The organism is Rhodopirellula sp. JB055, assembly GCF_043100905.1.
Classification (GTDB): Bacteria; Planctomycetota; Planctomycetia; order Pirellulales; family Pirellulaceae; genus Rhodopirellula.
The window spans coordinates 1-22188 of record NZ_JBICHO010000308.1; the positions used below are offsets into that span (position 1 = coordinate 1).

The 22188-nt window shown below is 56.7% G+C and carries 15 protein-coding genes; 11 read left to right on the forward strand and 4 right to left on the reverse strand.

From position 1 onward, the window contains the following. Positions 1–52: 52 nt before the first annotated feature. Both ACF8AM_RS12120 and ACF8AM_RS12125 read left to right on the forward strand, forming a co-directional pair. A complete protein-coding gene (locus ACF8AM_RS12120) occupies positions 53–2005 on the forward strand; it encodes an AI-2E family transporter (RefSeq protein WP_392555893.1) in 1953 nt (650 codons plus the stop codon). A 212-nt stretch (positions 2006–2217) separates the two neighbouring features. Continuing rightward, positions 2218–3753 (forward strand): hypothetical protein, encoded by a 1536-nt coding sequence (locus ACF8AM_RS12125; RefSeq protein WP_392555879.1) that lies wholly within the window; start codon positions 2218–2220, stop codon positions 3751–3753. 109 nt (positions 3754–3862) lie between these two features. Here ACF8AM_RS12125 and ACF8AM_RS12130 read toward each other — a convergent pair whose 3' ends face one another. Next, positions 3863–5218: a DUF1501 domain-containing protein gene (locus ACF8AM_RS12130; protein WP_392555880.1), complete on the reverse strand. Its 1356-nt coding sequence runs from the start codon at positions 5216–5218 to the stop codon at positions 3863–3865. Between the two features lie 36 nt (positions 5219–5254). Further along, complete coding sequence (locus ACF8AM_RS12135; RefSeq protein WP_392555881.1) at positions 5255–7435, reverse strand: DUF1549 domain-containing protein; 2181 nt, start codon at positions 7433–7435, stop codon at positions 5255–5257. Between the two features lie 81 nt (positions 7436–7516). On the opposite strand from ACF8AM_RS12135, the gene ACF8AM_RS12140 reads away from it, so the two are divergent. The 6 genes from ACF8AM_RS12140 to ACF8AM_RS12165 all read left to right on the forward strand — a co-directional run bounded on the left by ACF8AM_RS12140 (position 7517) and on the right by ACF8AM_RS12165 (position 15703). Then, positions 7517–8272: a class I SAM-dependent methyltransferase gene (locus ACF8AM_RS12140; RefSeq protein WP_392555882.1), complete on the forward strand. Its 756-nt coding sequence runs from the start codon at positions 7517–7519 to the stop codon at positions 8270–8272. Positions 8273–8405: 133 nt separating this feature from the next. Next, the gene (locus ACF8AM_RS12145) at positions 8406–9857 is read left to right on the forward strand and encodes a UTP--glucose-1-phosphate uridylyltransferase (protein WP_392555883.1); all 1452 of its coding nucleotides are present in this window, start codon (positions 8406–8408) and stop codon (positions 9855–9857) included. Positions 9858–10016: 159 nt separating this feature from the next. Next, the gene (locus ACF8AM_RS12150) at positions 10017–11912 is read left to right on the forward strand and encodes an efflux RND transporter periplasmic adaptor subunit (RefSeq protein WP_392555884.1); all 1896 of its coding nucleotides are present in this window, start codon (positions 10017–10019) and stop codon (positions 11910–11912) included. Then, entirely contained in the window at positions 11909–12772 is an 864-nt protein-coding gene (locus ACF8AM_RS12155; RefSeq protein WP_392555885.1) for an ABC transporter ATP-binding protein, read from the forward strand. Before ACF8AM_RS12150 ends, ACF8AM_RS12155 begins: the two co-directional genes overlap by 4 nt. Beyond that, positions 12769–14100 carry an ABC transporter permease gene (locus ACF8AM_RS12160; RefSeq protein ID WP_392555886.1) on the forward strand — a complete coding sequence of 444 codons (1332 nt, stop codon included), beginning with the start codon at positions 12769–12771 and terminating at the stop codon, positions 14098–14100. The genes ACF8AM_RS12155 and ACF8AM_RS12160 overlap by 4 nt, the downstream gene beginning before the upstream one ends. A 136-nt stretch (positions 14101–14236) precedes the next feature. Further along, the gene (locus ACF8AM_RS12165) at positions 14237–15703 is read left to right on the forward strand and encodes a Gfo/Idh/MocA family protein (protein WP_392555887.1); all 1467 of its coding nucleotides are present in this window, start codon (positions 14237–14239) and stop codon (positions 15701–15703) included. A 166-nt stretch (positions 15704–15869) separates the two neighbouring features. On the opposite strand, the gene ACF8AM_RS12170 is transcribed toward ACF8AM_RS12165, so the two are convergent. Continuing rightward, positions 15870–17129: a HEAT repeat domain-containing protein gene (locus ACF8AM_RS12170; protein WP_392555888.1), complete on the reverse strand. Its 1260-nt coding sequence runs from the start codon at positions 17127–17129 to the stop codon at positions 15870–15872. A gap of 202 nt (positions 17130–17331) precedes the next feature. Here ACF8AM_RS12170 and ACF8AM_RS12175 point away from each other — a divergent pair, with 202 nt between their 5' ends. Continuing rightward, a complete protein-coding gene (locus ACF8AM_RS12175; RefSeq protein ID WP_392555889.1) occupies positions 17332–18249 on the forward strand; it encodes a phosphoadenylyl-sulfate reductase in 918 nt (305 codons plus the stop codon). Between the two features lie 36 nt (positions 18250–18285). After that, positions 18286–18711, forward strand: a complete 426-nt coding sequence (locus ACF8AM_RS12180; protein WP_392555890.1) for an Rrf2 family transcriptional regulator — start codon at positions 18286–18288, stop codon at positions 18709–18711. Between the two features lie 358 nt (positions 18712–19069). Here ACF8AM_RS12180 and ACF8AM_RS12185 read toward each other — a convergent pair whose 3' ends face one another. After that, positions 19070–21127, reverse strand: a complete 2058-nt coding sequence (locus ACF8AM_RS12185; RefSeq protein WP_392555891.1) for a flagellin — start codon at positions 21125–21127, stop codon at positions 19070–19072. Between the two features lie 265 nt (positions 21128–21392). Here ACF8AM_RS12185 and ACF8AM_RS12190 point away from each other — a divergent pair, with 265 nt between their 5' ends. Further along, positions 21393–22073, forward strand: a complete 681-nt coding sequence (locus ACF8AM_RS12190) for a hypothetical protein (RefSeq protein ID WP_392555892.1) — start codon at positions 21393–21395, stop codon at positions 22071–22073. Positions 22074–22188: the final 115 nt, after the last annotated feature.

Below are 22188 nucleotides of genomic sequence, written 5' to 3' on the forward strand. Positions count from 1 at the left end.
ATCGCTTTGGATGGCGATGCGACCGCAGCGACTCAAAATTGAAAGGGAGTTTGTGGGACGACGAAAAAAGAACCAGCCGAGCCGCCGACGCGGCAGTGACTCGGATCCGCCTGTCGACTCGAGTTCCACAACCGCAAGCGAACCGGAGTCATCGACTCAGGATCGCGAAACGGAAACGCCTGACTCACCGGAGAAACTCACCGCGGTGATCGGCGATTCCGCGCCCGAGCGTTCCGAGGCGCCGGATCAACCCGGCAACCGCAAACAAGTGCTCTTTCCCCAACTCCCATCGCTCTCGCGGATCATGTCCGTGGTGATGCTGGTGATCGGGATTTTGGCGGTGGGGGTTCTGTTCTACCGGTTGATGATCGGGTTCTTTGTCCCGCTGTTTTTGGCCGCGTTGTTGGTCGTCATCTTTCGTCCCATCCATTTGTGGATTTTTGAAAAGGTCAAGGGCCGACGACGATTGGCCGCTGGAACCACCACCGCGTTGATCCTGTTCATCGTGCTGTTGCCTTTAGGGATTTTGGTCTCCGTGGCAACAACCCAGTTCACGATCCTGCTCAGTAAAATGAACCTGAGCAATATGTCGGTCGCGATGGATCGTGTCCGTTCGCAAGTCGGTTTGTCATTGCCCCACCCAGAACACTTTCGTGAACTGGATCGCATCATCGGTGATATCACCGTTCCGCAAGCCGATGATCCACAAGCCGTCCGAGGAAAAATCAATGAACTGAAACAAGCGGCCGCGATCATCACGTATCTGCAAGCAGAAGTTCCCAGTGCGGATATCGCGGAGGCGGCAGCAGAAATTGCGGTCGACAACTTAAACGAGTTCGCTGACTTGTTGGACCAATCTCTCCACCCCCAAGTGCTCACCCCTGGCGGCGATGATCCCGCCAAAGACTCGCTCATTCCCAAACCATCTGCACCGGCCACTTCGTCGTTGGGACAACTGGCTTCGGAACCGGCGGCCACCTCCTTGGATCCGACAGAACGTCCCGACGACACATCGGAGTTTCCAGATCAAAGTCCCGCCGAGGAATCGCCATCCCAGTCTTTGTTGCCGGCCCCAAAAGGCTCGGGCGAGCTTGATTCCGCTGCTGGCGACAGTGAAAACGAAGATTCTCGCGTCAGATCAACCTTGGACAGGCAACCTCAATTGCTGGTCCAACTGAACAAGAACGAACGCTTTGAACAGCCCGCGGTGATCACCGCTGCCTCGGTTCGAAGTTGGATGAACCTGTTGCTCGGTGGGTCACTGCGCAGCCAACTTTGCTTGCTCGCGAATCCTGACGAAGGCGATTTTGCAGCTTTGATCCGAATGGCACGTGAATCACTGCAACCGCGATTCGTCCGGCTGACGAGTGCAACGGGAAGCATCGTCGCGCAGATCATCTTCGGCTTGGTGATCCTAGTCGTCTCAGTGTATTTCTTCTTGATCGATGGTCCGGTGATGATCCGTACGTTGATGCGGCTTTCACCGATGGACGACAACTATGAACATCAATTGTTGACGGAGTTCGACCGGACCAGCCGCGCGGTGGTGCTCGCAAGCGTTGCCAGCGCTTTGGTTCAAGGAATCCTGGCGACCGTTGGATTTTGGCTCTGCGGTTTCGACCAAATTGTGTTGCTGTTGTTCCTGACCAGTGTGATGGCGTTGGTGCCGTTCTTGGGCGCTGCTTCGGTCTGGGTGCCTTGTGCGTTATGGCTGGGATTGGTCGATCAACGTTGGATCGCAGCGGCATTGCTGGCGATTTACGGAGCGACTGTGGTTTCCTCGATCGACAACGTGATCAAGGTTTATGTGCTGCACGGTCGCAGCCAACTGCACCCGCTGTTCGCACTGCTCAGTGTGATTGGTGGCGTTTCGGTCTTCGGTCCCATCGGGATCCTGGTTGGCCCCATGGTCGTGGTCTTCCTACAAACCTTGCTCGAGATCCTCAACCACGAACTAAAGACCAGCCACCCAGAAGAGGAGATTGACCCACAAACGGCGGGCTGAAATGGCCGCCGGGCGTGGTTACAATACCACCAACCCCGTCTCAAACAGTTCCCGCCGGATTGGTCTCGCTCATGTTGGTCACCTCTTGTCCTCGCTGTCACGAATCGGTTCGGATTCCTGATCGTTTGCTTTCAGGTCAAGTGTCAACGTCCGCCCAAATCCAATGCCCGTGGTGCTTGGCAACGCTCGACCCACAAGAAATCGAGTCCGCCATGCCGCCCGCACTGATCGTGGTCGGTGATGATTTGAACACCACCTCGGAACTCATGACGGATCAAGAAACCATCGAACCTGATGAGGAAGAGCCGGCCGCGTTAGCAGGCTTCAGTTCAGCCGACACGGTTGCTTCGACCGACACCGTTCCGGAACTGGACGGCGACTACATCATTGAAGAACCAGTCGATGCTGCTGACGCGGAATCCGACGAGATGCTTGCTCTCGAAACACTGGATTCAGAATCACTCGCCCCCCCCGCCGACGAGCCGGAACTTCTTTCGCAAGAATCTCCCACCACCGAAGATGACCTGGAAGAATTCGTCGTCCCCGAGGACCAACCGGAACCGGACACCCGCGTTGCCACGGAAGCGGCTCCGATGGCAATCTACACCAGTGACAAATCTCGCCGCAAAAAGAAGTCGCTGATCAAAACAGTTGGCTCGCCAATCCTCGGCGCGTTACTGGCACTGCCCATCGGAGGCGGATTGCTGTGGTACCTGGACGCCCTTCCCAACCTTGGGTTCTATCCGCTGGACGGAACCTACAACTCGTCCAACCAAATCCGTCGCTCAGCGGCAGCGCCCGCCTCGCCCGGTGGCTACACCCCACCGATCCTGGATGACAAACCGCAAGGCCGCTCGCTCGGTGAAGACCTAAACGATGGCGAATCCACTGCACCTCAACCGGTTGAACTGGATACATCGGAAGCGGATATGGTTCCTGCCACCGACCCGGCCTCAGAAGCCTTGGCTGAGTTGACCAACACGGTGCCGCCAACTGACAATTTTGAAACGCCAGCCGTCGAAGAGGCTCCGCTCACCGAAGTGGCCAAACCTCCGGTCGAATCGGACGACTCGAGCGGCTTTGGCTTGGACCTGCCTGAAACCGCTTTGTCAGACAGCATGCCGGAAACGCCCGTCGAAGAAGAACCTTTGACCGAACTCCCCGGCTTGCCATCCGCCGTCATGAACGCGGCAGCGGATGAATTGGATCTGCCAAACGAAATGGATCTGCCAAGCGAAACAGAGCCCACTGACAGCACTGTCGAGGAAACCTCCACTCCGGATGAGCCACAAATCGCCGCTTCGATCAATGAAATTGGGACGGTTCTCGATCGACTCGAAGGCATGGACGCTCAAGATCCCAAGTACGGGCAAGCAGTCGCCTTCGCCTATGGCATGCTCTCGAGATTGTCCGCCGATGCTGCAACCGATCCCAACCAACTGCAGCCCTTGGTCGACAAAATCAAATCCAATAAGAACCTGTTTGTGTCATTTGCCAAACAGGTCCCGGCCTGGATCAGCACTCCCGAGGCTGACCGGCAAACCGATGGAGCGTTCATCCTCGGCAAAATCATTGAGGCCGAATCCGCCAATGATTATCAAATCCGTCTGCTAGACGGGAAGGCTTACCCGGTCCGTTTTGCAGATGATGTCGAAGCCAAAGCCTTCACTGCCGTCGCGTTCGGAAACCTGGACGCCTCGACCGAACCCGTGGGTCTCGAAATCAACTGGATGCAACCGGCTCAGTGATCAACGCCCGTTGCAAAACGAACGCGGCGTGAGCAGGGGATCACAATCACACCGGAACAGAAAATCGCGTCGGACGGACAGTAAGCTGAGTTTGCCGTCACAGGATCCATCACGCCTGAGCGATGATCGCCTCGATGACTTCGCCTTCACTGCGTTTCATCGGTCGTCCGATCGGAGTGTCCAGTTCTTCGGTCGGGTCCAGCCCCAACGTTGACAAGATCGTGGCGTGAAGGTCAGGAATCGTCACCGGATCGGCCACGTGAGCATCGGGTTTCTCTGAATTGGGTTCCGGTCCCGTCGCACCGTGCACGTGGCCTCGGCGGATGCCACCACCAGCCAACAACGTGCTGAAACCGTGAATCCAGTGGTCGCGTCCTCCGGCCGGATTGATCTGCGGCGTGCGGCCAAACTCTCCGCCGCAAACGACCAGCGTGGACTCCAACAAACCTCGCTCTTCCAGTCGTTTCAAAAGGGCGGCGATCCCATCATCCAAAGTCCCCGCCGCACTCGACTGCAGGCTGTGATTGTTGATGTGACTGTCCCATCCACTGAGTGTCACTTCCACGCAACGGACACCGACTTCCACTAACCGTGCTGCCGCCAAACAACTTCGCCCAAACGCGTGATCGCCAAAGGCAGCCAGTTCGGACTGTGATTCTTCCTTGACATCAAACGCGGTCAACTGGTCGCTCGACATCATCCTTCGAGCCGCTTCCGTTCCCGCCAGGTGCAACGTTCGGTTCTCTTGCAGGTTCCGGATGCGACCTCGAGTGAATTGCGGCTCCAACACATTGTTCAATGCATCCAAACGACGCTGGTAGCGTGCTTCATCCACCCGGGCCCGCACATCCGGAACCGGCTCGGATGGGTCACCTGTTTTGAAAGCATCGAACTGAGGCCCGAGATAGCCGCCCGTCGCGGCGTTGCGACCCGCCAAGATTGAGATGTGCCGCGGAATCTCAGCTCCCGCCTCATCGGCGTGACAAAGAATGCTGCCGATGGATGGATGCTCCAACGTTGGATCCGGTCGATAGCCCGACTTCATCGCATAGATCGCTCGCTCGTGATCGCCTTCTTTCCCGATCACACTTCGAACCAACGAACACAAATGCATTTGCTCCGCCAATCGCGGCATCGTGTCCGCGATCCTCAGATCCTTCACCGTGGTCGTTACGTCACCGACTTCGCCACCGAACTTGGTTCCCGGATGCGGGTCAAACGTTTCCAGCTGACTTGGCCCGCCTTCCATCCACAGCAAAATCACACTCTTGGGAGGCTTCCCTGAATCCGTTTCTTGCTCCGCCGCCAAAGTCAAACGACGTGCCAACGAAGACATCATCAACGCGGAACCAGCCCCCAACAACCGTCGGCGTGACAGGTGGACTTCCGCACTGCACAAACCGTTCTTCAGACTGCGTCCCACCCCAAAATCCGATTCGGTTGGGTCGTTAAACGAGATGCTCATAAAAGTCTCCAGTTGGTATCGTGCAGGAGTCGGGGCTCAGTGATTCCAGGCGAACTCGCTGCTGTTGAGCAACGCCCACGTGAGATCCGTGATCTCTTGTTTACGCGATGTTGGTGGATCGCTTTGATTGCGACTCTCAGCGGTGAGTCGAGTGGTGAAGTGTTTCAATTCGGGCTCGCTCGGCTCTCGATTCAACACCGTCAAATACAATGTCCGAACCACCTCTTCATCATTTCTCGCGAACATTTCGATGTGCGAGGAAGCGTTCAAGATAGGATTGGGACTCGCCGTTTCGTTGATCAGTTTTCCGTTCAGCATCACCAATCGTTGAGTGATGGTGACAGGTTGCTGAGTGAATTCGTCTTCTCCCAGATCCCCGTATCGTTTCAGGAAATCATTCAGACTTCCAAATTGCTGCAACTGGACCAAGAAGGATGAATCACGGTTGATGGTCTTGATTCTGCCCGATTGAATGGCTGCCCCGGCAACTTGTTCACTTCGCAAATGGGTCACGGGGAACACAGCCATCGCCAATTCGTGCTGTTCCGTCACGTCGAAGTCCGCCCGACTGCTCACGCGAAACGCAGGAGAATCCGTGATGCAGCGGATCAGTTTCCGAACATTGAAATCGCTTACGATGAACGCTTCGGTCAGCGTCTCAATCATCGGCGACGGAGGCGAATCCAACGGCAGGTTATCGACTTCGCCAACCTGAAACCCGTGATCCGTTTCGATGGCAGGTGGCTGGCCAAACAGCAACGTCCACACACGAGTTACCGCTGCCCGAGCGGCCGGCTTGTTTTCGCGATGCGTCAGCCAATACGCCAAACGTTCCCGATCACTCAAGTACTTGGGCAGCTCGCCAGACTCCGGCTCATCGCCTGGTTCTTCAATCAGCTTTCCAGAATCCGCGTGAGTGTCTCCTTCCGTTGCGTCGTCTTCTTCCGCTTTGTCTCGCTGATTCTCTGGACGCGGCGGCAACAGATCACGCAGGAACGGCACGTTAGGCTCAACCGGCACCGTTTCGTCCTCGTACAAGTACTGGTACTCGTAATCGGCGCGTTTGTCTTTCAATCCCTGCACACCTTCGCTCGTCGCTGCCGTGAAGAACGCTGCCAGAGAGTGAAAGTCCTCCTGGGTTCCTTCTCGAAGGAGCCAACTTGTATTTTTAGCTTCCTCCACGGAATCAACCGTTTCGTCATCCGCTCCGCAAGACATGATCCACGATGCATCGCCGAGCGAAACGTTTCCTAAGAAGTCGTCGTGGCATTGCAGGCAGTCGATTCGCACGCCCAAGAAAGCTCGCGTGGTCCGGGCCGCCAAACGAATGGGATCCGGATCGTTGTCGCCACTGTCAAAGGTAACGGTGTGAAAGTTGACTTCAGGCCGATCGGTCCAAACACCTTCGGCCGTGATCAGCATCCGCACCAACTCGTCATAGCGAGTGTTCTTGGCATATTGCTCTGTCAACCAAGTTCGGAAACGTCGTCCGCGATAAAAGATGAACGGCCCTTCGTCAGCACCCACCAAGTAACGAGCCGTGCGTTCAGCCCAGTAATGATGGAACCGATCGCTGTTGAGCAATCGTTCACGATGCGTCTCGACTCGCTCTGATTCCGGCAACCTTTGCAGCGAGCGGATCTCTTCGAGCGACAACCCGGTCCCGACCAATGCCAACGACAACCGCCGACAAACCGTCATCCAGTCAGCCATCGGTGCAGCGTCCAAGCCGCGAGAATTTAACTGGGCACGCCATTGCTCTTCCAACTTTTTCGCGATCAACGCTGGTTCGGCATCAGCCTTTCGAGAACTTGACTGGGGTGATTTCGCTTGGCTCGACGATTCCTGCTGAGACGATCGCAGACTGACCGGTTCGACCGACTCCCCAGCCACCTGATCCATCGTGATCGTATCCAGATCGATGCCAACGCTGGGTGCGTCATCCCCTTGAGCCACTTCGGTCGAATGAACGGCGTCTTCGTCAAAGATCGCCGATGGGTCAGGACTCAATCCCGAACACAAGAACCCAAACGTCATCAGCGCCAAAACCAGCAACAACCCCCAGCGTCCTACGGAGGCAAGAGCGCGTCTCCAAGCCGGAACAAGTTCAGCGTCAACGACCGGTGGAGTCACCAATTCGACCGTCACGAGCGTACTTTCATCAATTGAGTCAGGGGACTCGTCGCTTGGGTCGATCGTGGGTTCAATGGAAGACATACGTGTGTTTCGCTTTCCGGCGGACTATCTTGCCAATGTTGCGTCCATTTTATCCGATTTCTTCAGACAGTCTGTATCAGCGTGAATCGAGTCACCGATGACCCGTCCAATGACTTCTTTTTTGAAGCCTACGATCGAGAAAACATCGCCTATGGACTGCAACCTTCCCCGGAATTGGCGGCGTATCTGAAACAAACTGCCGCCCTCAGGTCGCCCTCCGCGGCTCGCCCCAAGGCACTCGACCTGGGAGCCGGAGCGGGACGAGACACGCTGGCTCTGGCCGCGGCGGGATACGACGTCACATCCGTGGACGTCAGCGAACGGGGCCTGGACCGAATTCGCGAACGGGCCGAACAAGCCAATTTGTCCGAACGAATTCGGACGGTGGTGCGCGACGTTCGCGAGTTGGACATCGAACCGGCGAGCTACTCGGCGGTCATCGCAACCACCGTTTTGGATCACATCCCCGCATCCGACGCCCCCGCCGTCTGGAAAAAGATGTGCGACGCCCTGACCACGCACGGCATGCTGTACACCCAGGTTCATACCACCGAGGACCCTGGCAGCGATCAATCACCGGGCAGAGAAAGCGACCAACCCATCAGCGAAACGGCAGACGCCGTTATCAATTATTTTCGCCCCAATCAGTTGGTCGGCTGGGCCTGCCACACCGATTCGCGTTTGCGAGTCCTGAGGTACGAAGAAAGACTGGAATGGGACACCACCCACGGCGCCCCGCACCAACACGGCAAGGCCGTCCTGCTCGCCGTTCACCAAGGATTCCATCCCGATTGGTTTGGCCAACCCGCAGCATTCCCACGTTCGGACAACAGTTAGCGAAGTTTTCGCGAATCTCTCCAGCGGGTGGCTGGCATCCATCTGGAACAGAATATGCTGTTGAAACAGGCAGTTGAGCCCCGCTGCCGGTGCCTCTCTCTCACGTTTTCCTCCAAGAATTCAATCGTTGCTCATGTCTGCCGACCAGCCAACCGCTTCCAGCCCATCGTCTCTCTCTCACGAGGAACTGAAATCGCGTTTGGAACCGTTCCAGCAAACTCATTTGCTTCGTTTTTGGGACTCGCTCGAAGCCTCCGAAAAATCTCACCTGAGCGAGCAAATCGCAGACGTTGACTTCGCTCGCCTGAAAACGCTAGTCGAAGGCAAAGACAAATCGGTCGACTTCGGCGAATTGGCCGCGCGAGCTTCGATGCCTCAAGCGGTTGCCAGCGACGGCAGTGGTTGCGACTGGACGCTGGACCAGGCCCAACAGCGTGGAGAAGAAGCCCTGCGAGCAGGCGAAATTGCGACAGTTTTGGTCGCTGGCGGCCAAGGAACTCGACTGGGATTTGATCAACCCAAAGGCATGTTCCCCGTGGGTCCGGTGAGCGACCGAACGCTGTTCCAGTTTTTCGCCGATCGCTTGATCGCAGCCGGTCAAAAGTATGGCGTCGACGTTCCGCTGTACCTGATGACCAGCGAAGCGACCCATGACGAAACACGTCGTTACTTCGAAGAAAACGACTACTTGGGCCTGAAACCAGATCAAGTCACGATTTTTCAGCAGGGAACGATGCCCGCCGTCGATGCAGCGACCGGCGAAGTGTTGCTGGCCGAAAAGGGCTCGCTGGCGCTCAGCCCCGACGGCCACGGCGGAACGCTGCGGGCCCTGTCGCAAAATGGTTGCTTGGACGAGATGCGGAAAAATGGCCGCAAACACCTGTTCTACTTCCAAGTCGACAATCCACTGGTTGGTTTGTGTGATCCGGTCTTCATCGGCCACCACTTGCTTGCAAGCAGCGAAATGACCACCCAAGTCATCCGAAAACGTTACCCCAGCGAAAAAGTCGGCAATGTTGTCGAAATCGATGGGAAAACACAAATCATCGAATACAGCGACCTGCCCGACTCGGCGGCTGAGATGACCAATCCGGACGGCAGCCTAAAACTGTGGGCCGGCAACATCGCCGTTCACCTGTTCGACTTGGATTTTCTCGAGCGAATGCTGCAATTGGAAGCGTCGCTGCCGATCCACCGGGCCAATAAAAAGGTGCCTCACCTCAACGCCGACGGCCAATTGGTGACTCCTGACCAGCCCAACGCAACCAAATTCGAACAGTTCATCTTCGACCTGCTTCCTCACGCGAAAAACACGATTGTTTGCGAAGCCGATCCCGCCGACGCCTTTGCACCAGTGAAGAATGCCAATGGCGCGGCAACGGACACCCCAGAACTAGCTCGCCAGGCGATTTGTGACTTGCACCGACGTTGGCTGCGCTCCTGTGGCGTCAGCGTGGACGATTCGGTGAAAGTCGAAATCAACCCAAAATTTGCCATGGATCCTGTTGAACTCGGCGAAAAGCTGGCCCAACAGGGACAATCCGAGGCAGAGCAATCGATCTCGACGGATCGTTATTTTTGCTAAAAATGGTTGGGTGATCGTCTTGGTGGAGTAACATATTGGCCCGACTGGTGGACTCGCCGTGTCTGCCTCCCCAATTGAAATCAACCGAAACCTTGGTCGATTTCTGGGGTTTCAATCATTAGCCCCCCGTTCTCTCCCCACGGCCCCCGCCTGAAAACCATGCGATCAACCCATCCCAGCCCACAACGGCGAAACGCCGTTGTGGAGCGAAGTCGCGTTTGTTCGGCTCGCCATCTCTCTCAAGATTCCCGGCGTCCCGCCCCCGTTGGGTGCCGCCAAGTCAACTCGATCAATCCGTCTCGGACGGGTGGAATCCTGATCGGGCTGCTGGTTTGCTTGGTGCTGCTCGGTGTGGGCGGCTACTTCGGTTACCAGCGCTACATCGCCCCAAAATCGGCGATCAGCGTCGACGATTTGATCGTCACGGAAGTCACCCGAGGCCCGTTCGATCACACGGTGATCGAGCAAGGTGAAATCGAGAGCAGCAGCAACACCGAAATCGTCTGCCAAATCGAATCGCGCGGCGGGTCGGGAACAACGATCCTGTGGGTGATCGACGAGGGAACGCGTGTTCGCAAAGGCGACAAACTGGTCGAACTGGACGCCTCCAATCTCGAGATCGAACTGAAAGAAGATCGCATCCAAGTGATCACCGCCGAAGCCAATGTGGCCACGGCATCCGCACTGGTTGAACAAGCCAAGATTGCTCGCGAGGAATACCTCGAAGGCGTTTACAAGACCGACGAAAAAACAATTCAGAGCGAAATCGCCGTCGCCGAACAAGAACTGCGCAAAGCCCAATTGGCCATCGGCAGTACCGAGCGTTTGGTCGCCAAAGGCTTGGTCAAATCACTGCAACTCGAAGCCGACAAGTTCGCACTCGCTAACGCCCGCAATCAACTGGAATCAGCCCAAGCACGACTGAAGGTGCTGCAGAATCTGACCCGGCGAAAAATGCTGGTTCAATTCGACAGTGACATTGACGCTGCAGAAGCCACGCTCTCGGCCGCTCGCGCAGAACTGCTAGAGGAACAACAAGACTTCGCCAACGTTGAACAGCAGATCGAACACTGCGTGATCTACGCTCCAACCGATGGCGTTGTTGTTCACGCCAACCGATACAGCTCGCGCGGCGGTAACGCTGAATTCGTTGTCGAGGCCGGAGCACAGGTTCGTGAACGCCAAGCGATCATCCAACTCCCTGATCCAACACGCATGCAAGTTCGCTGCAAGGTCAATGAGTCACGGATCACCCTTCTCAAAAAGGGCATGCCTGCGAAAATCCGCTTGGACGCCTTGCCCGATGTCGTTCTCAAAGGGCGTGTCACAAAGGTCAACCGATACGCCGAACCCGGCAGTTGGTTCAGCTCTTCGGTCAAAGAGTACGCCGTCACGATCGAGATCATTGACCCGCCAGACGTCATCCGCACCGGCATGACCGCAGCCGTGGAAGTCTTCATCCAACAACTCCCCGATGCCGTTCAAGTCCCCATCCAAGGCTTGTACGAACACGGCGGCAAAATGTACTCGCTGACTCAAACAGGAAAGACCAAATTCGAAACTCGCGAGGTCGAAGTGGGGGCCATCAACGACACGATGAGCAACATCGTTTCGGGTTTGGAACCCGGTGAAAAAGTCATCTTGAACTTGCGTGAGCACTTGAACTTGTTGGACCTGCCCGAGATCGTGGCGGAGGACAACAGCGAAATGCGAGACCTTCGCGAAACCGCCCCCGCCGAAGCGGACAACGCTGGCAGCCAAAACGCTCGCCCTGCGGGCAGACCCGGCGGCGGACCTCCGGGTGGAGGCCCTCCCGGAGGCAAAAAACCTGGCATGGGTAGACCCGGCGCAGGCAAACCTGGTGGCAACCGAGGAGCCGCCAATGGCGGTGGAAAGCCCAACGGCCCACGCTCCAACCAGCAGTCCTCCTTGGAAGCCCCCGTCGACGGCGTTGCGACATCGGACGCGACAGTGAATGAATCCGACACGGTTCTTCCAGAAGCCACCTCGACGCCCCCCACCAAGATCACAGAAATCCCGACGGTCGCGTCATGAGCGTTCCCAACGCTTACGACCCTCAGACATCGGTTGCATCTTCGAGCGAAACAGCCTTGGCACCAAACAAACCATCGCAAGCAGGCGAAAACGGAAAACGCCTCGCGACCAGCATCAAGAACCTGAAGAAGGAATACGTTCTTAAAAGCGAAACCGTGCGAGCACTGCGAGGCGTCTCGTTCGACGTTCCAGAAGGCGATTACGTCGCCATCATGGGACCATCGGGTAGCGGCAAAAGCACGCTACTGAATTTGCTGGGTTGCTTGGACCAACCCACAGCCGGTCACTTGATGCTGGGTGACGATGACATCGGCACCATGACCGATGACGAGCTCGCTGATATCCGAAGTCGACGCATCGGGTTTGTGTTCCAGTCGTACAACCTGATCCAACAACTCAGCGTCGTGGAAAACATCCAAGTCCCTTTGTACTACCAAGGCAAACTGGGGCCCGAGCAACACAAACGCGTCGTCGAACTGGCTGGCCGAGTGGGCCTGGGCGACCGCCTCGATCACCGGCCGAATCAACTTTCAGGTGGCCAGCAACAACGTGTCGCCATCGCTCGATCTTTGGTCAACGACCCATTCTTCATCCTCGCTGACGAACCGACGGGAAACCTGGACTCGGTCACCACCGAAGAAATCCTGACGTTGTTCGATGTTCTCAATAGTGAAGGCCGAACCATTATTCTGGTGACTCACGAAGACGATGTGGCGGACCGCGCCAAACGAGTGGTTCGCCTGAAAGATGGGTCCCTTCACAGCGACGTACAAGTCCCTGAATCGCAACGTGACCAGGCCCGCAACGCTCAGCGTGCTGCCGCCAAAGCCATCCTTGCCAAACAAGGACTTGAATCATGATGTGGCTCCGCACCTTTTCGCTGGGCGTCAAAAGCCTCACCCTGCACCCACTGCGAACCGGGCTGACAATGCTCGGGATCCTGATCGGTGTGTGGGCCGTGATCGTATTGACCGCGATCAGCCAGGGGGCCAGCGACCAAGTTCAGAAACAAATTGAATCGCTCGGTGCCACGACCATCATCGTTCGAACCATCAAACCGCCCGAAGAAAAACTCGCAGAGCGGTCCGCTTCAAAGTACGGGTTGCTGCGTTCCGAACTGGACCAAATCATCGCGACCCTGCCAACCATCGAAAAGGCAGTCCCCATTCGCGAGATCCGTCGCCAGTTCACCTACCGAGATAACTTGTGCGACGGACGTCTGGTCGGCTGCACGCCGGGTTACGCCACCGTCAACCAACTCAAGATTCGCGAACGCGGCGGACGTTTCCTGACCGATGCCGATGGGCTGAACAACGAAAATGTCTGCGTCATCGCAACAGGCGTCGTCGAACGTTTGTTCCCCTACGAGGAACCGATCAGCAAACGAATCTACATTCCCGAGCACACCGATTTCTACCGGGTCGTGGGCGTCCTCGAAGCTCGCAATCCGTCTGCGGCAATCGGTGGTTCCTTGGATTCGCAAGACTTCTCCAAGGATGTTTACATCCCGATCCAGACGATGCAAAAGCGCATCGGTGACACGATCGTGACGCGTCGAAGCGGCCAGTTTCAAATCGAAATGATGGAACTGAATCAAATCACGCTGCAAGTGGAAAGAGTCTCGCAGGTTCGAACGAGCGCCGCGGTGATCCAGAACATCTTGGCCCCAAAACACGCCGACGTTGGTGACATCGCCGTGGTGGTTCCACTGGAACTGCTGGAACAAGCTCGCAACTTGAGACTGATGTTTCTAGGGATCGGGATCCTGATCGCCTGTATCTCGCTGCTCGTCGGCGGCATCGGAATCATGAATATCATGCTGGCCAGCGTCACCGAACGGACGCGAGAGATCGGCATTCGCCGTGCTCTCGGTGCCAAACGGGCAGACATCGTCCGTCAGTTTTTGGTGGAAACCATCGTGCTCAGCTTCGCCGGGGCCTTCCTTGGCATCTTGCTGGGATTCGCAGGGCCACCGATGTATCGATTGTTCATTGGATTGGTTGCCAGCGGTTTCCCTGAACAGTTTGAAGCCCTCCCCAGCGCCATCCGAGATTCGCAGCCTGCGATCGTTTACGAAACCATTCCTTTGGCTGTCATCATCGCGGTCATGGTGGGTTTGGTCAGCGGACTGTACCCCGCGATTCGCGCCGCTCGAATGAATCCGATCGAAGCCCTGCGACACGAGTAAGATCCGTTGGCGTGCGGGAACTGGTTTCCCGCTAAAAATGCCGACGGGTGCTTTGCCTATCCTAAACGCCATCCGCTATCCTGGATGGCGAGAATTTCAACGGTCCCCCCGTCTCCCAACTTCATAGGACAACAACATGCGTGAAGTCTCGACTTCAAATCTCGGAAGACGCCAATTTCTAGCCGGCATGGCCGCAGGAGTCGGCACCGTCGCGCTCAGCAGCCCCCTGCGTGCCGCTGCCAACGAAGAAGTCCGCATCGCCGTCCTCGGCGCCGGTGGACGCGGCGGCGAATTGGCTCGCACCGTTCATGGCGTCAGTGGTGCCAAATTGGTCGCAGTCGCGGATCCGGATCAAAAACGAGCCGCTTCGCTGGCTGGCAAATTCGGAGCCAAGCCCTACAACGATTTGCGCGAAGTCTTGGACCTCGACAACGTTGACGCAGTCGTCATCACAACCTGCAACCACTGGCACTGCTTGGCCGCCATCTGGGCCATCGATGCAGGCAAAGACGTCTACGTCGAAAAACCTTTGTCGCACTCGCAGTGGGAAGGCCGGCAAGTTGTCGAAGCCGCCAAGAAGTCCGGCGCAATTGTGCAATTGGGAACTCAACAGCGCAGTGATCCCATCCAAATGGAAGCTCGCCAATTCCTTCACGAGGACAAAGGCCTCGGTGCAATCAAGTACGTCCAAGCCAACCGACTCGGAGTTCGCGGACCAATCGGCAAACGCGACACGCCACTCGAGATTCCCAAGGAAGTCAACTACGACTTGTGGCTCGGTCCTGCCCAAGACCAACCCATCATGCGGAACAGTCTTCACTACGATTGGCACTGGGACTGGAACACCGGCAGCGGCGAAATGGGCAACTGGGGTGTCCACATCCTGGATGACATTCGCAACGTTGCCTACCAAGACAAAGTCTCCACGCCGTCCAAGATGATCGCAGCCGGCGGTCGCATGGGATGGAACGATGCGGGCCAAACCCCCAACGTGCACTTCGCCCTGTTCGAAACCGAGCTCTTTCCGACCGTGATCGCCTTGAGCAACATGTCGATCAAGCCGGGTGAGAAAGGCAGTTGGAAAGTCCCCGGCGGCAAACCGATGACCGGCCCAGGCAGCGGCTATGTCGTCGTCTGCGAAGGCGGTTACTACCTTGGCCAGCGTGGCAGCGGCAAAGCCGTCGATATGGATGGCAAAACCATTCGCACCTTCAAAGCCAATGTCAGCACCGTGCCAGCTCACGTCAGCAACTTCGTTGAAGCGGTCAAGAGTCGCAAAGCCGACTCACTGGCTGCTCCAATCGAAAACGGTCACCACAGCACCGGCTGGTGCAACTTGGCCAACGTCGCCATGCGATGCGCCAGCAACTACAGCGACGAACAAGTTCGCTCCGCTTCGGAATTGCCAGCTTGGTCGGCCGTCCTCGACGACATGCACGAATCGCTGAAACGATACGGCGCGGACATGTCCGAATTGAAATCGGGCCCCATGCTCACCCACGATCCCAAGACGGAAAAGTTCGTGGGCGAAAACGCCGACGCAGCCAACCCATTCCTGCGTCGAGAATACCGTCCCGGTTACGAAGTCAAACCCGTCGCCTGATTGGTGAACGGCACTGGACTCAGCCACTTTCTAGACTCATCGCCTCGAACCTTTTGAGCAGGCCTTCGCTTGCTGCGATGGGTTGCAGTCATGCCGACGGAGAGCCTCCGTCGGCTACAGTGCCACTGCGTTTGCGGACGGTCACTGGCACCAGCCGTGACCAGCGTCAACTGTCGCGTCGCAAATCCGAACGGGGCGGCGATCGCAAATCAGCAAAGTATTTCTTCCAGGCTGATTTGTCATAGCCAAAGTCGACGTCCGGTGCGATCGACCGAAGCAAGTGCAAGACTTCTGCATGCCGGTGTGGCGTTTTAATGACCACCTGCTTGCTGCCTTGAGAGAACCCACCGCCTCCCTGGTTGTCGAAACCGGCTCGCGAACCGCCACCGACCTGCTGCGTTCGCTCTTCGATCGTGATTAAGGCGTCGATGTAGGCGAACGCGGCTTCTGAATTGGGAAAGAACGACAGCGCTCGCGCCGCCGCTTTGACCTGCTGCGGATTGTTGCTTTTCAGCCACGGCATGTAGGTCGCTACCGCTGAACTGGTCTCATTGGATTGCAACCATCGCAAGGCTTCTTCGCGAATCACATCGTCCGGTTCCAGCAACCCAGTTTTGACGATCGCTTCCACGGCCACACCGGTTCGAAGCTCCATCAATTTCCGAAGCCACGCCATCCGCACGGGACGCATGCTGGAGCCGCGTTTCTGCGAGTCAATCAGCTCCTTCGCAATCGCTTGTGACGCCAACGGATCCTCAATCGCGTTTAACTCTGCCATCGCTTCGGCATCGCCATTCTTGATCTTGGAAAGCAGTTGCTTGATCGTCTTGATCCAACGCTTGGCGGTCTTGTCATTCTGATCCGCCGCCTTTCGCCAAGCCAGAACCTCGGGCAGCACCCATTTTCCCCGGCGGTCTTTCACCAAACCTTGGTTGCGACGCCAAACCTCCGTGAGTATCCACTTGCCATCACGCTGGGTGTAACCCAGGGCGGCTCGGGCGTTGGGATGATCGGGCAGCAAATCAATGGTGCGCATCAAGTGATACTGGCGCTGCTGCAACAGATTGTTCTGCTTGCACCAAGTCGCCAGTGCGTAGTGGGCCCGCCCGTCCTGACCGGCTGCCACCACACGACGCCGATATTCGCTCAGTTTTTCCTCGCCAACAATCATTCGCGAATTTGCTTTTGCGATTGCGACGGAAAGCTCTGGATCGACCTGCACCAAGACGTATGGCGTCTTCTTTCCCTCGACTTCGCGGACTTTACCGGTCAGTTGCCCGCCGGTGCTCAACAGCAGCGTGTCCGCGTTGGCAGGCTCCATCGGGAGGCTCACCAACCCCGTTGCGCACACCACCCCAGCCAAAATTCGCGTCTTCCAACGGGAAATGAACGGACGTTTCAGGGTGACAGGGGGTAAATCAGGCATGGTCCAATTCCTTGGCTCAGACGGCGAAAGGGAGCGTCTCAACCCAATTATACGTCAAACACACGTGGATCCACTTCAATCGACTCAAGCGGATTCCTCTGGCGGCCGATCTGGATACTTGACCATTCAGATCATGTTTGTAAGGTTTCACAATTCCAAAGTCTTTCAGACGGCTTTTTTGGCGGTCTGGAGATGGATCGCAATGCCCATTCGCCTGAACGAGACAGCCGTGGTGAACCCCACCTATGTCCCCTCTGAATTCGAATCACCCCCTGCCTCGGATGAGTCAGTGCCCAAAACATCTCTGCGCGTGCTGACGCCCGCCGAAATCGCTCACAATGCCGCTGCCGCCGGTCCTGACGTGGATGCTCAGGGCATTCCAACGAAACGTGGTGCCTTGGCCGCCGATCCGCCACTGAACCCCACCGAGGAGTTTTTGGCGGAGTTGAAACGGGACAGTGATTCCCTGGAATCGGCGACGCCTCAGGAAATCTTGAAGTGGGCGGTGGACCGTTTCGCTCCCAAGTTCACGATGGCGACCGCGTTCGGCCCCGAAGGCATGACGATCATTCACATGCTGGCGACGATCGCTCCGGAAACTCCGATTTTCAATTTGGAAACCGGCTATCAGTTCCAAGAAACCCTCGATCTTCGTGAGAAGGTCAAAGAGCGCTATGGGATCGAAGTCCAGTACAAATATCCCGACACCACCGTCGAAGAGTTTGAAGCCCTTCACGGCGGACCGCTCTACAAAACAGACCCCAACCGTTGCTGCTTTGAACGCAAACTGCGAGTCCTGCATCGGGCCGCCAGCGGTTGGCACGCTTGGGCCAGCGCGATTCGTCGCGACCAAAGTGAAGATCGCGCCAAGGCACCGATCGTTGGCTGGGACAAAAAGTTTCAACTGGTGAAAATCAGCCCTCTGGCGAACTGGACCAAAAAAGATGTGTGGTCGCTGATTTCGAAAGAAAGCATCCCGTACAACCCGCTGCACGATCAAGGTTATCCGAGCATTGGCTGCCAAGCCTGCACACGTCCCGTCCAAATTGGCGAAGATGAACGAGCAGGGCGATGGAGCGGATTCCAAAAGACCGAATGTGGACTGCACACCTCGGACTGACTTTGATCGGTTGTCCCCTGCTCGGAGAAACTAGCGATGGTGATCAACGCTGCCGTTCATTACGCCTGTCTGGCGATGATGGACCTGGCCATGCACTGCAAAGACGGGCAACCCGTCCGTACGTCCGAGATCACGGTACGCCATGACATTCCTGGCCCTTACTTGGTTCAGATCCTGCGCACGCTGAAATCCACCGGTTGGGTCCGCGCCGTGCGTGGTGCTCAGGGTGGCTATGTCTTGGCCGTCGACCCCGACTCGATCACGTTGCTCGATATCGCGGAGGCAATCGGATGCACCGAATCGACGGATCGAGGTGACCAACCCATGTCAGACGCTCAACGCGCACTGCAACGACGTTGGAACGAAGCCTCCGAAGAATCCCGAGCACGTCTGGCACGCGTCCGACTGGGCGATGTCGTCCGAGAATGCCAAGACGTTGCTGCGCCGATGTTCTACATCTAAGCAGGCTGGCAGGGATGACCGGGTAGGGATGACCAGGTAGGGATGACCGGGCAGAACCATCTGAGCCGTTTAGGCGGAAGCCCCATTGTACATCGGAACAATGACGTTTCCCGAAACAGTTCCCCTATCGAAAGCCACCTGCAGCGCCGATTTGACAAGCCTTTCTCATCACCCTCCCTCAGGACGTTCGATCAACAAGTGGTGGCTAGCGTCTGGGTGTCGCCCCGGATGGGGCCGTCGTACTTAGCTTGGCGCGGAAGTCCTAAGTGACCTTTCCCAAACGAACAACGCCACCGATCCCAAGAATTGGAATCGGTGGCGTTCGTTCTTAAAAGGTTGCCTGGGCCAAGAAGTCAGACTACCCGAGCAGCGACAACACGTTCTGAGGGTTCTGATTTGCCAGCGACAACACGTTCGTTCCGGACTGAACCAGGATCTGTGCCCGAGTCAAGTTCGCCGACTCCTGCGCGAAGTCAGCGTCTCGAATCGAGCTTTCTGCTTCTTCCAAGTTTGCGAGCGTCTCGTTCAAGCTGACCAAGTTGCTTTCCAAACTCGTGGCTTGGAATGCACCGAGTCGCCCACGAAGACTGGTGACTTTATCGATCACTTCGTCGATGACCGACGCGGCTCCGTTGACGTCATTGGTCAAGCTCTTCGCTTGGCCACTTCCCAGTTCATACAAGCGTCCCGAGGCACCACCAAGCTGACCAGTGCTCAAGCTCCCGATGCCCAGACGAGCCTGTTGGTTGCTGGTGACGTCCGGCCCCAATTGAAACAGAGCACCGCCACCGGTGATCGAGAACGAGAAGTTGGCAGAACTGCCATTGTCGACCGTCACTTCCAAATCCAACGAAGACGTGTTGATCGACAACGTGTTTGCTCGTCCGTTGGCCTCCACGCCGTTGACAGTGGCTGAGATGTCCTGCCCTGTTGACCGCGTTTCCGCCAACGAGGATTCGAAGGTTCCTGCACCGCCTTCGTTGATCACGTCGATGTTGATCAACGCTTCGGACCCGTAGTCCGTCGAAGTGAACGTCAACACGCCGGTTTCCGTGCTGGCCGAAATCCCGGTGCTGTCGCTGACCAAATTGATCGCCGCAGCGATCTGGTCTTGCCCAGTTCCTCCCGCGAAGTTGAACGTTTCGGCCCCTTGGGCTCCGTTGAGCTGGAACACCAAATCATCCAACAGCACCTCACCACCAGTGTTGCCTGTGGTCAGCGGGGACGTCGGGGCAACAAATGCGTTCGACCCCGAATTGTTGGTGCTCGTGAACAGGTTGGTGCCTTCCGAATCTTGGACCGCGTCAATGGCAGTCGCGATTGCGGCGTAGTCCCGGTTGGTGGGAGTCGCGGCTTGCGAGTTATAAGTCACGGTCAGAATCTTCTGCTCTTCATCAAACGATGCCGTTGCAGCGTCATCGGCTGCGGCATCATTCAGATCAACAAATTCGATTTGAACGTTATTGAATTCCGAACCTTCTGCGATGGCATCCACTTGGAACGCGACATCGGCGGTAACATCGGTGGGCAATGTCCCGGGGGTACCGGCGACCGCTGTTCCCGAAGCCGAAAATCCTTCTTCCGCGTTGATCAAACCCTGGATCACCGAGGCACTCGCATCGGCATCGACTTCTCCAGGATTCGCCGAGTCCCCCGCGAAGTTGCCCGTGATGGTCAGCACTCCGGTGGTGTCATCATAGGAAACCGCACCCGTGTTCGAATTCGTGGGATCATCCACAAACGCGACACTGGTGAACCCGTCCGGTCCAACGATGTCGATCGATTCGCCGTTGATATCCGCCGTCGTGGAACTGCCGAAGCTGACGGAAGCCGGTGCCGCGGGACTGAATCCACCCGTCGTCACAGTTGCCTGGGTGGCCGCGGACTGAACAACGATTTCCACGTCAATCTGACCGGTGATGCCTAGGTTGGCTTGGTCAATGTTGACATCTCGAATCGAATCCACACTCCCCGCGGTGGAAACGAAATCCAACGATCCATCGAGCAACTTGCGACCTTGAAAAGTCGTGGTCTGTGCAATCCGGTTGATCGCTTCCAACGACGAATCGATTTGCAACTGGTTAGCGGCAATCTCTTCGGTGGACAACGCCCCGTTGTTGGCGGCCTCGACAACCAAGCCGCGAACGTCGTTGAGCAGGTTGCTGACTTGACCAAGAGCACTGTCTGCGGTGCTGATGATTTGGCTGGCACGACGCGTGTTGCTGATCGCTCGTCCCAAACTGGTCACTTCACTTCGCAACGCTTCACTGGCGATCAAACCAGCAGGATCATCCGCCCCGCTGTTGATTCGCAAACCCGTGCTCAATCGAGTCAATGCCGTCTGCAAGTCATCGTTGCTAGCCTGCAATCGGTTTTGTGCAACGAGCGACGAAACGTTGGTATTGATTCTTGTCATGGGGGCGAACTCCGTTTCCGATTGACTTCAATCCAAGTCGGGAAAGGCCGCAAATCCGCGGTCGTGACTCAGAAGCAAAAAGTGAGGCAGCGGCCTCATGCCGCCAACCGATGTTTCATTTCCTCGTTCGTATCGTCCGGTTTGCCCCAATCATGGCAATGAAACCGCGCGAATCACGCCCTGCCGTGATCACAGCACGTCGCACCAGGAATGATTGGTAGAATCGGAGCAATGCAAGCAAGCTGCCTGATAGGAAAACTTTGACATGCTAATCTCATTGGGAACATCAACTCCACGTTGCCTCCGACGCCATTGCCATACCACGAGCTCACTGATTCAGTGGCTTTTCGTCGTCTTTCTAGCATTCGCCGCCCTTCAACACGCCCCTGCCATCCGCGCCCAATCCTCGGCCTCGCCGGAAACCATTCGGGATGCTTTTCGCGAAACGCACCAGGGATTCAGCAGCGATGAATTGATCCTGCAAGACAAACTCCGAAACGCTTTCCTTCGAGAATTGGACATCACACCCGACGACGAATCGCAATTTGATGCGCAACGAGTGGCTCTGCGAGCACTGCTGCAACTTCGCAAACGTGGTGACCTCGATGTCCCGACCACACAACGATCCAAGGAAGCTTCGGCATCGATCAACGCCGCGATTCCGACCGCCGAGATTGCCATCCGAACCGTTCTGGATCGACACGATGCGATGATCGACGACGTGCTCTGCGATCCCAAAATGCGAAACGAATTGCAACGCGAAGCAGAACGACTGTCCCAAAACATCAATGCAGAAACCGTTCGCCGAGCGGTTCTTCGACTTCGCAAATCACGCCGACTTCGTCCCGAACTGGTTCTTCGAGTGGCTGATTGGGATCGAACCGTGACGACACACCCCATGAAGCAACTGGACCTGGAGTCGCTTCCCAATGCCCCCGGCGTTTAACGTTTACGGTACTACACCGGTTACCACTACAATGGTGAAGCCCATAGTATGGGGGAACGGATTGCTGACCACCACCGCGGCAGTCACAACGCCGGCCAAGCAGGTGTGCGCCGCG

Excerpts from the sequence above, each read along its gene's own strand:
- ACF8AM_RS12180 (WP_392555890.1), top strand. The coding sequence starts at position 18,286 with ATGGTGATCAACGCTGCCGTTCATTACGCCTGTCTGGCGATGATGGAC.
- ACF8AM_RS12185 (WP_392555891.1), bottom strand. The coding sequence starts at position 21,127 with ATGACAAGAATCAATACCAACGTTTCGTCGCTCGTTGCACAAAACCGA.
- ACF8AM_RS12125 (WP_392555879.1), top strand. The coding sequence starts at position 2,218 with ATGCCGCCCGCACTGATCGTGGTCGGTGATGATTTGAACACCACCTCG.
- ACF8AM_RS12155 (WP_392555885.1), top strand. The coding sequence starts at position 11,909 with ATGAGCGTTCCCAACGCTTACGACCCTCAGACATCGGTTGCATCTTCG.
- ACF8AM_RS12190 (WP_392555892.1), top strand. The coding sequence starts at position 21,393 with ATGCTAATCTCATTGGGAACATCAACTCCACGTTGCCTCCGACGCCAT.
- ACF8AM_RS12130 (WP_392555880.1), bottom strand. The coding sequence starts at position 5,218 with ATGAGCATCTCGTTTAACGACCCAACCGAATCGGATTTTGGGGTGGGA.
- ACF8AM_RS12135 (WP_392555881.1), bottom strand. The coding sequence starts at position 7,435 with ATGTCTTCCATTGAACCCACGATCGACCCAAGCGACGAGTCCCCTGAC.
- ACF8AM_RS12175 (WP_392555889.1), top strand. The coding sequence starts at position 17,332 with ATGCCCATTCGCCTGAACGAGACAGCCGTGGTGAACCCCACCTATGTC.
- ACF8AM_RS12150 (WP_392555884.1), top strand. The coding sequence starts at position 10,017 with ATGCGATCAACCCATCCCAGCCCACAACGGCGAAACGCCGTTGTGGAG.
- ACF8AM_RS12145 (WP_392555883.1), top strand. The coding sequence starts at position 8,406 with ATGTCTGCCGACCAGCCAACCGCTTCCAGCCCATCGTCTCTCTCTCAC.
- ACF8AM_RS12170 (WP_392555888.1), bottom strand. The coding sequence starts at position 17,129 with ATGCCTGATTTACCCCCTGTCACCCTGAAACGTCCGTTCATTTCCCGT.
- ACF8AM_RS12165 (WP_392555887.1), top strand. The coding sequence starts at position 14,237 with ATGCGTGAAGTCTCGACTTCAAATCTCGGAAGACGCCAATTTCTAGCC.
- ACF8AM_RS12160 (WP_392555886.1), top strand. The coding sequence starts at position 12,769 with ATGATGTGGCTCCGCACCTTTTCGCTGGGCGTCAAAAGCCTCACCCTG.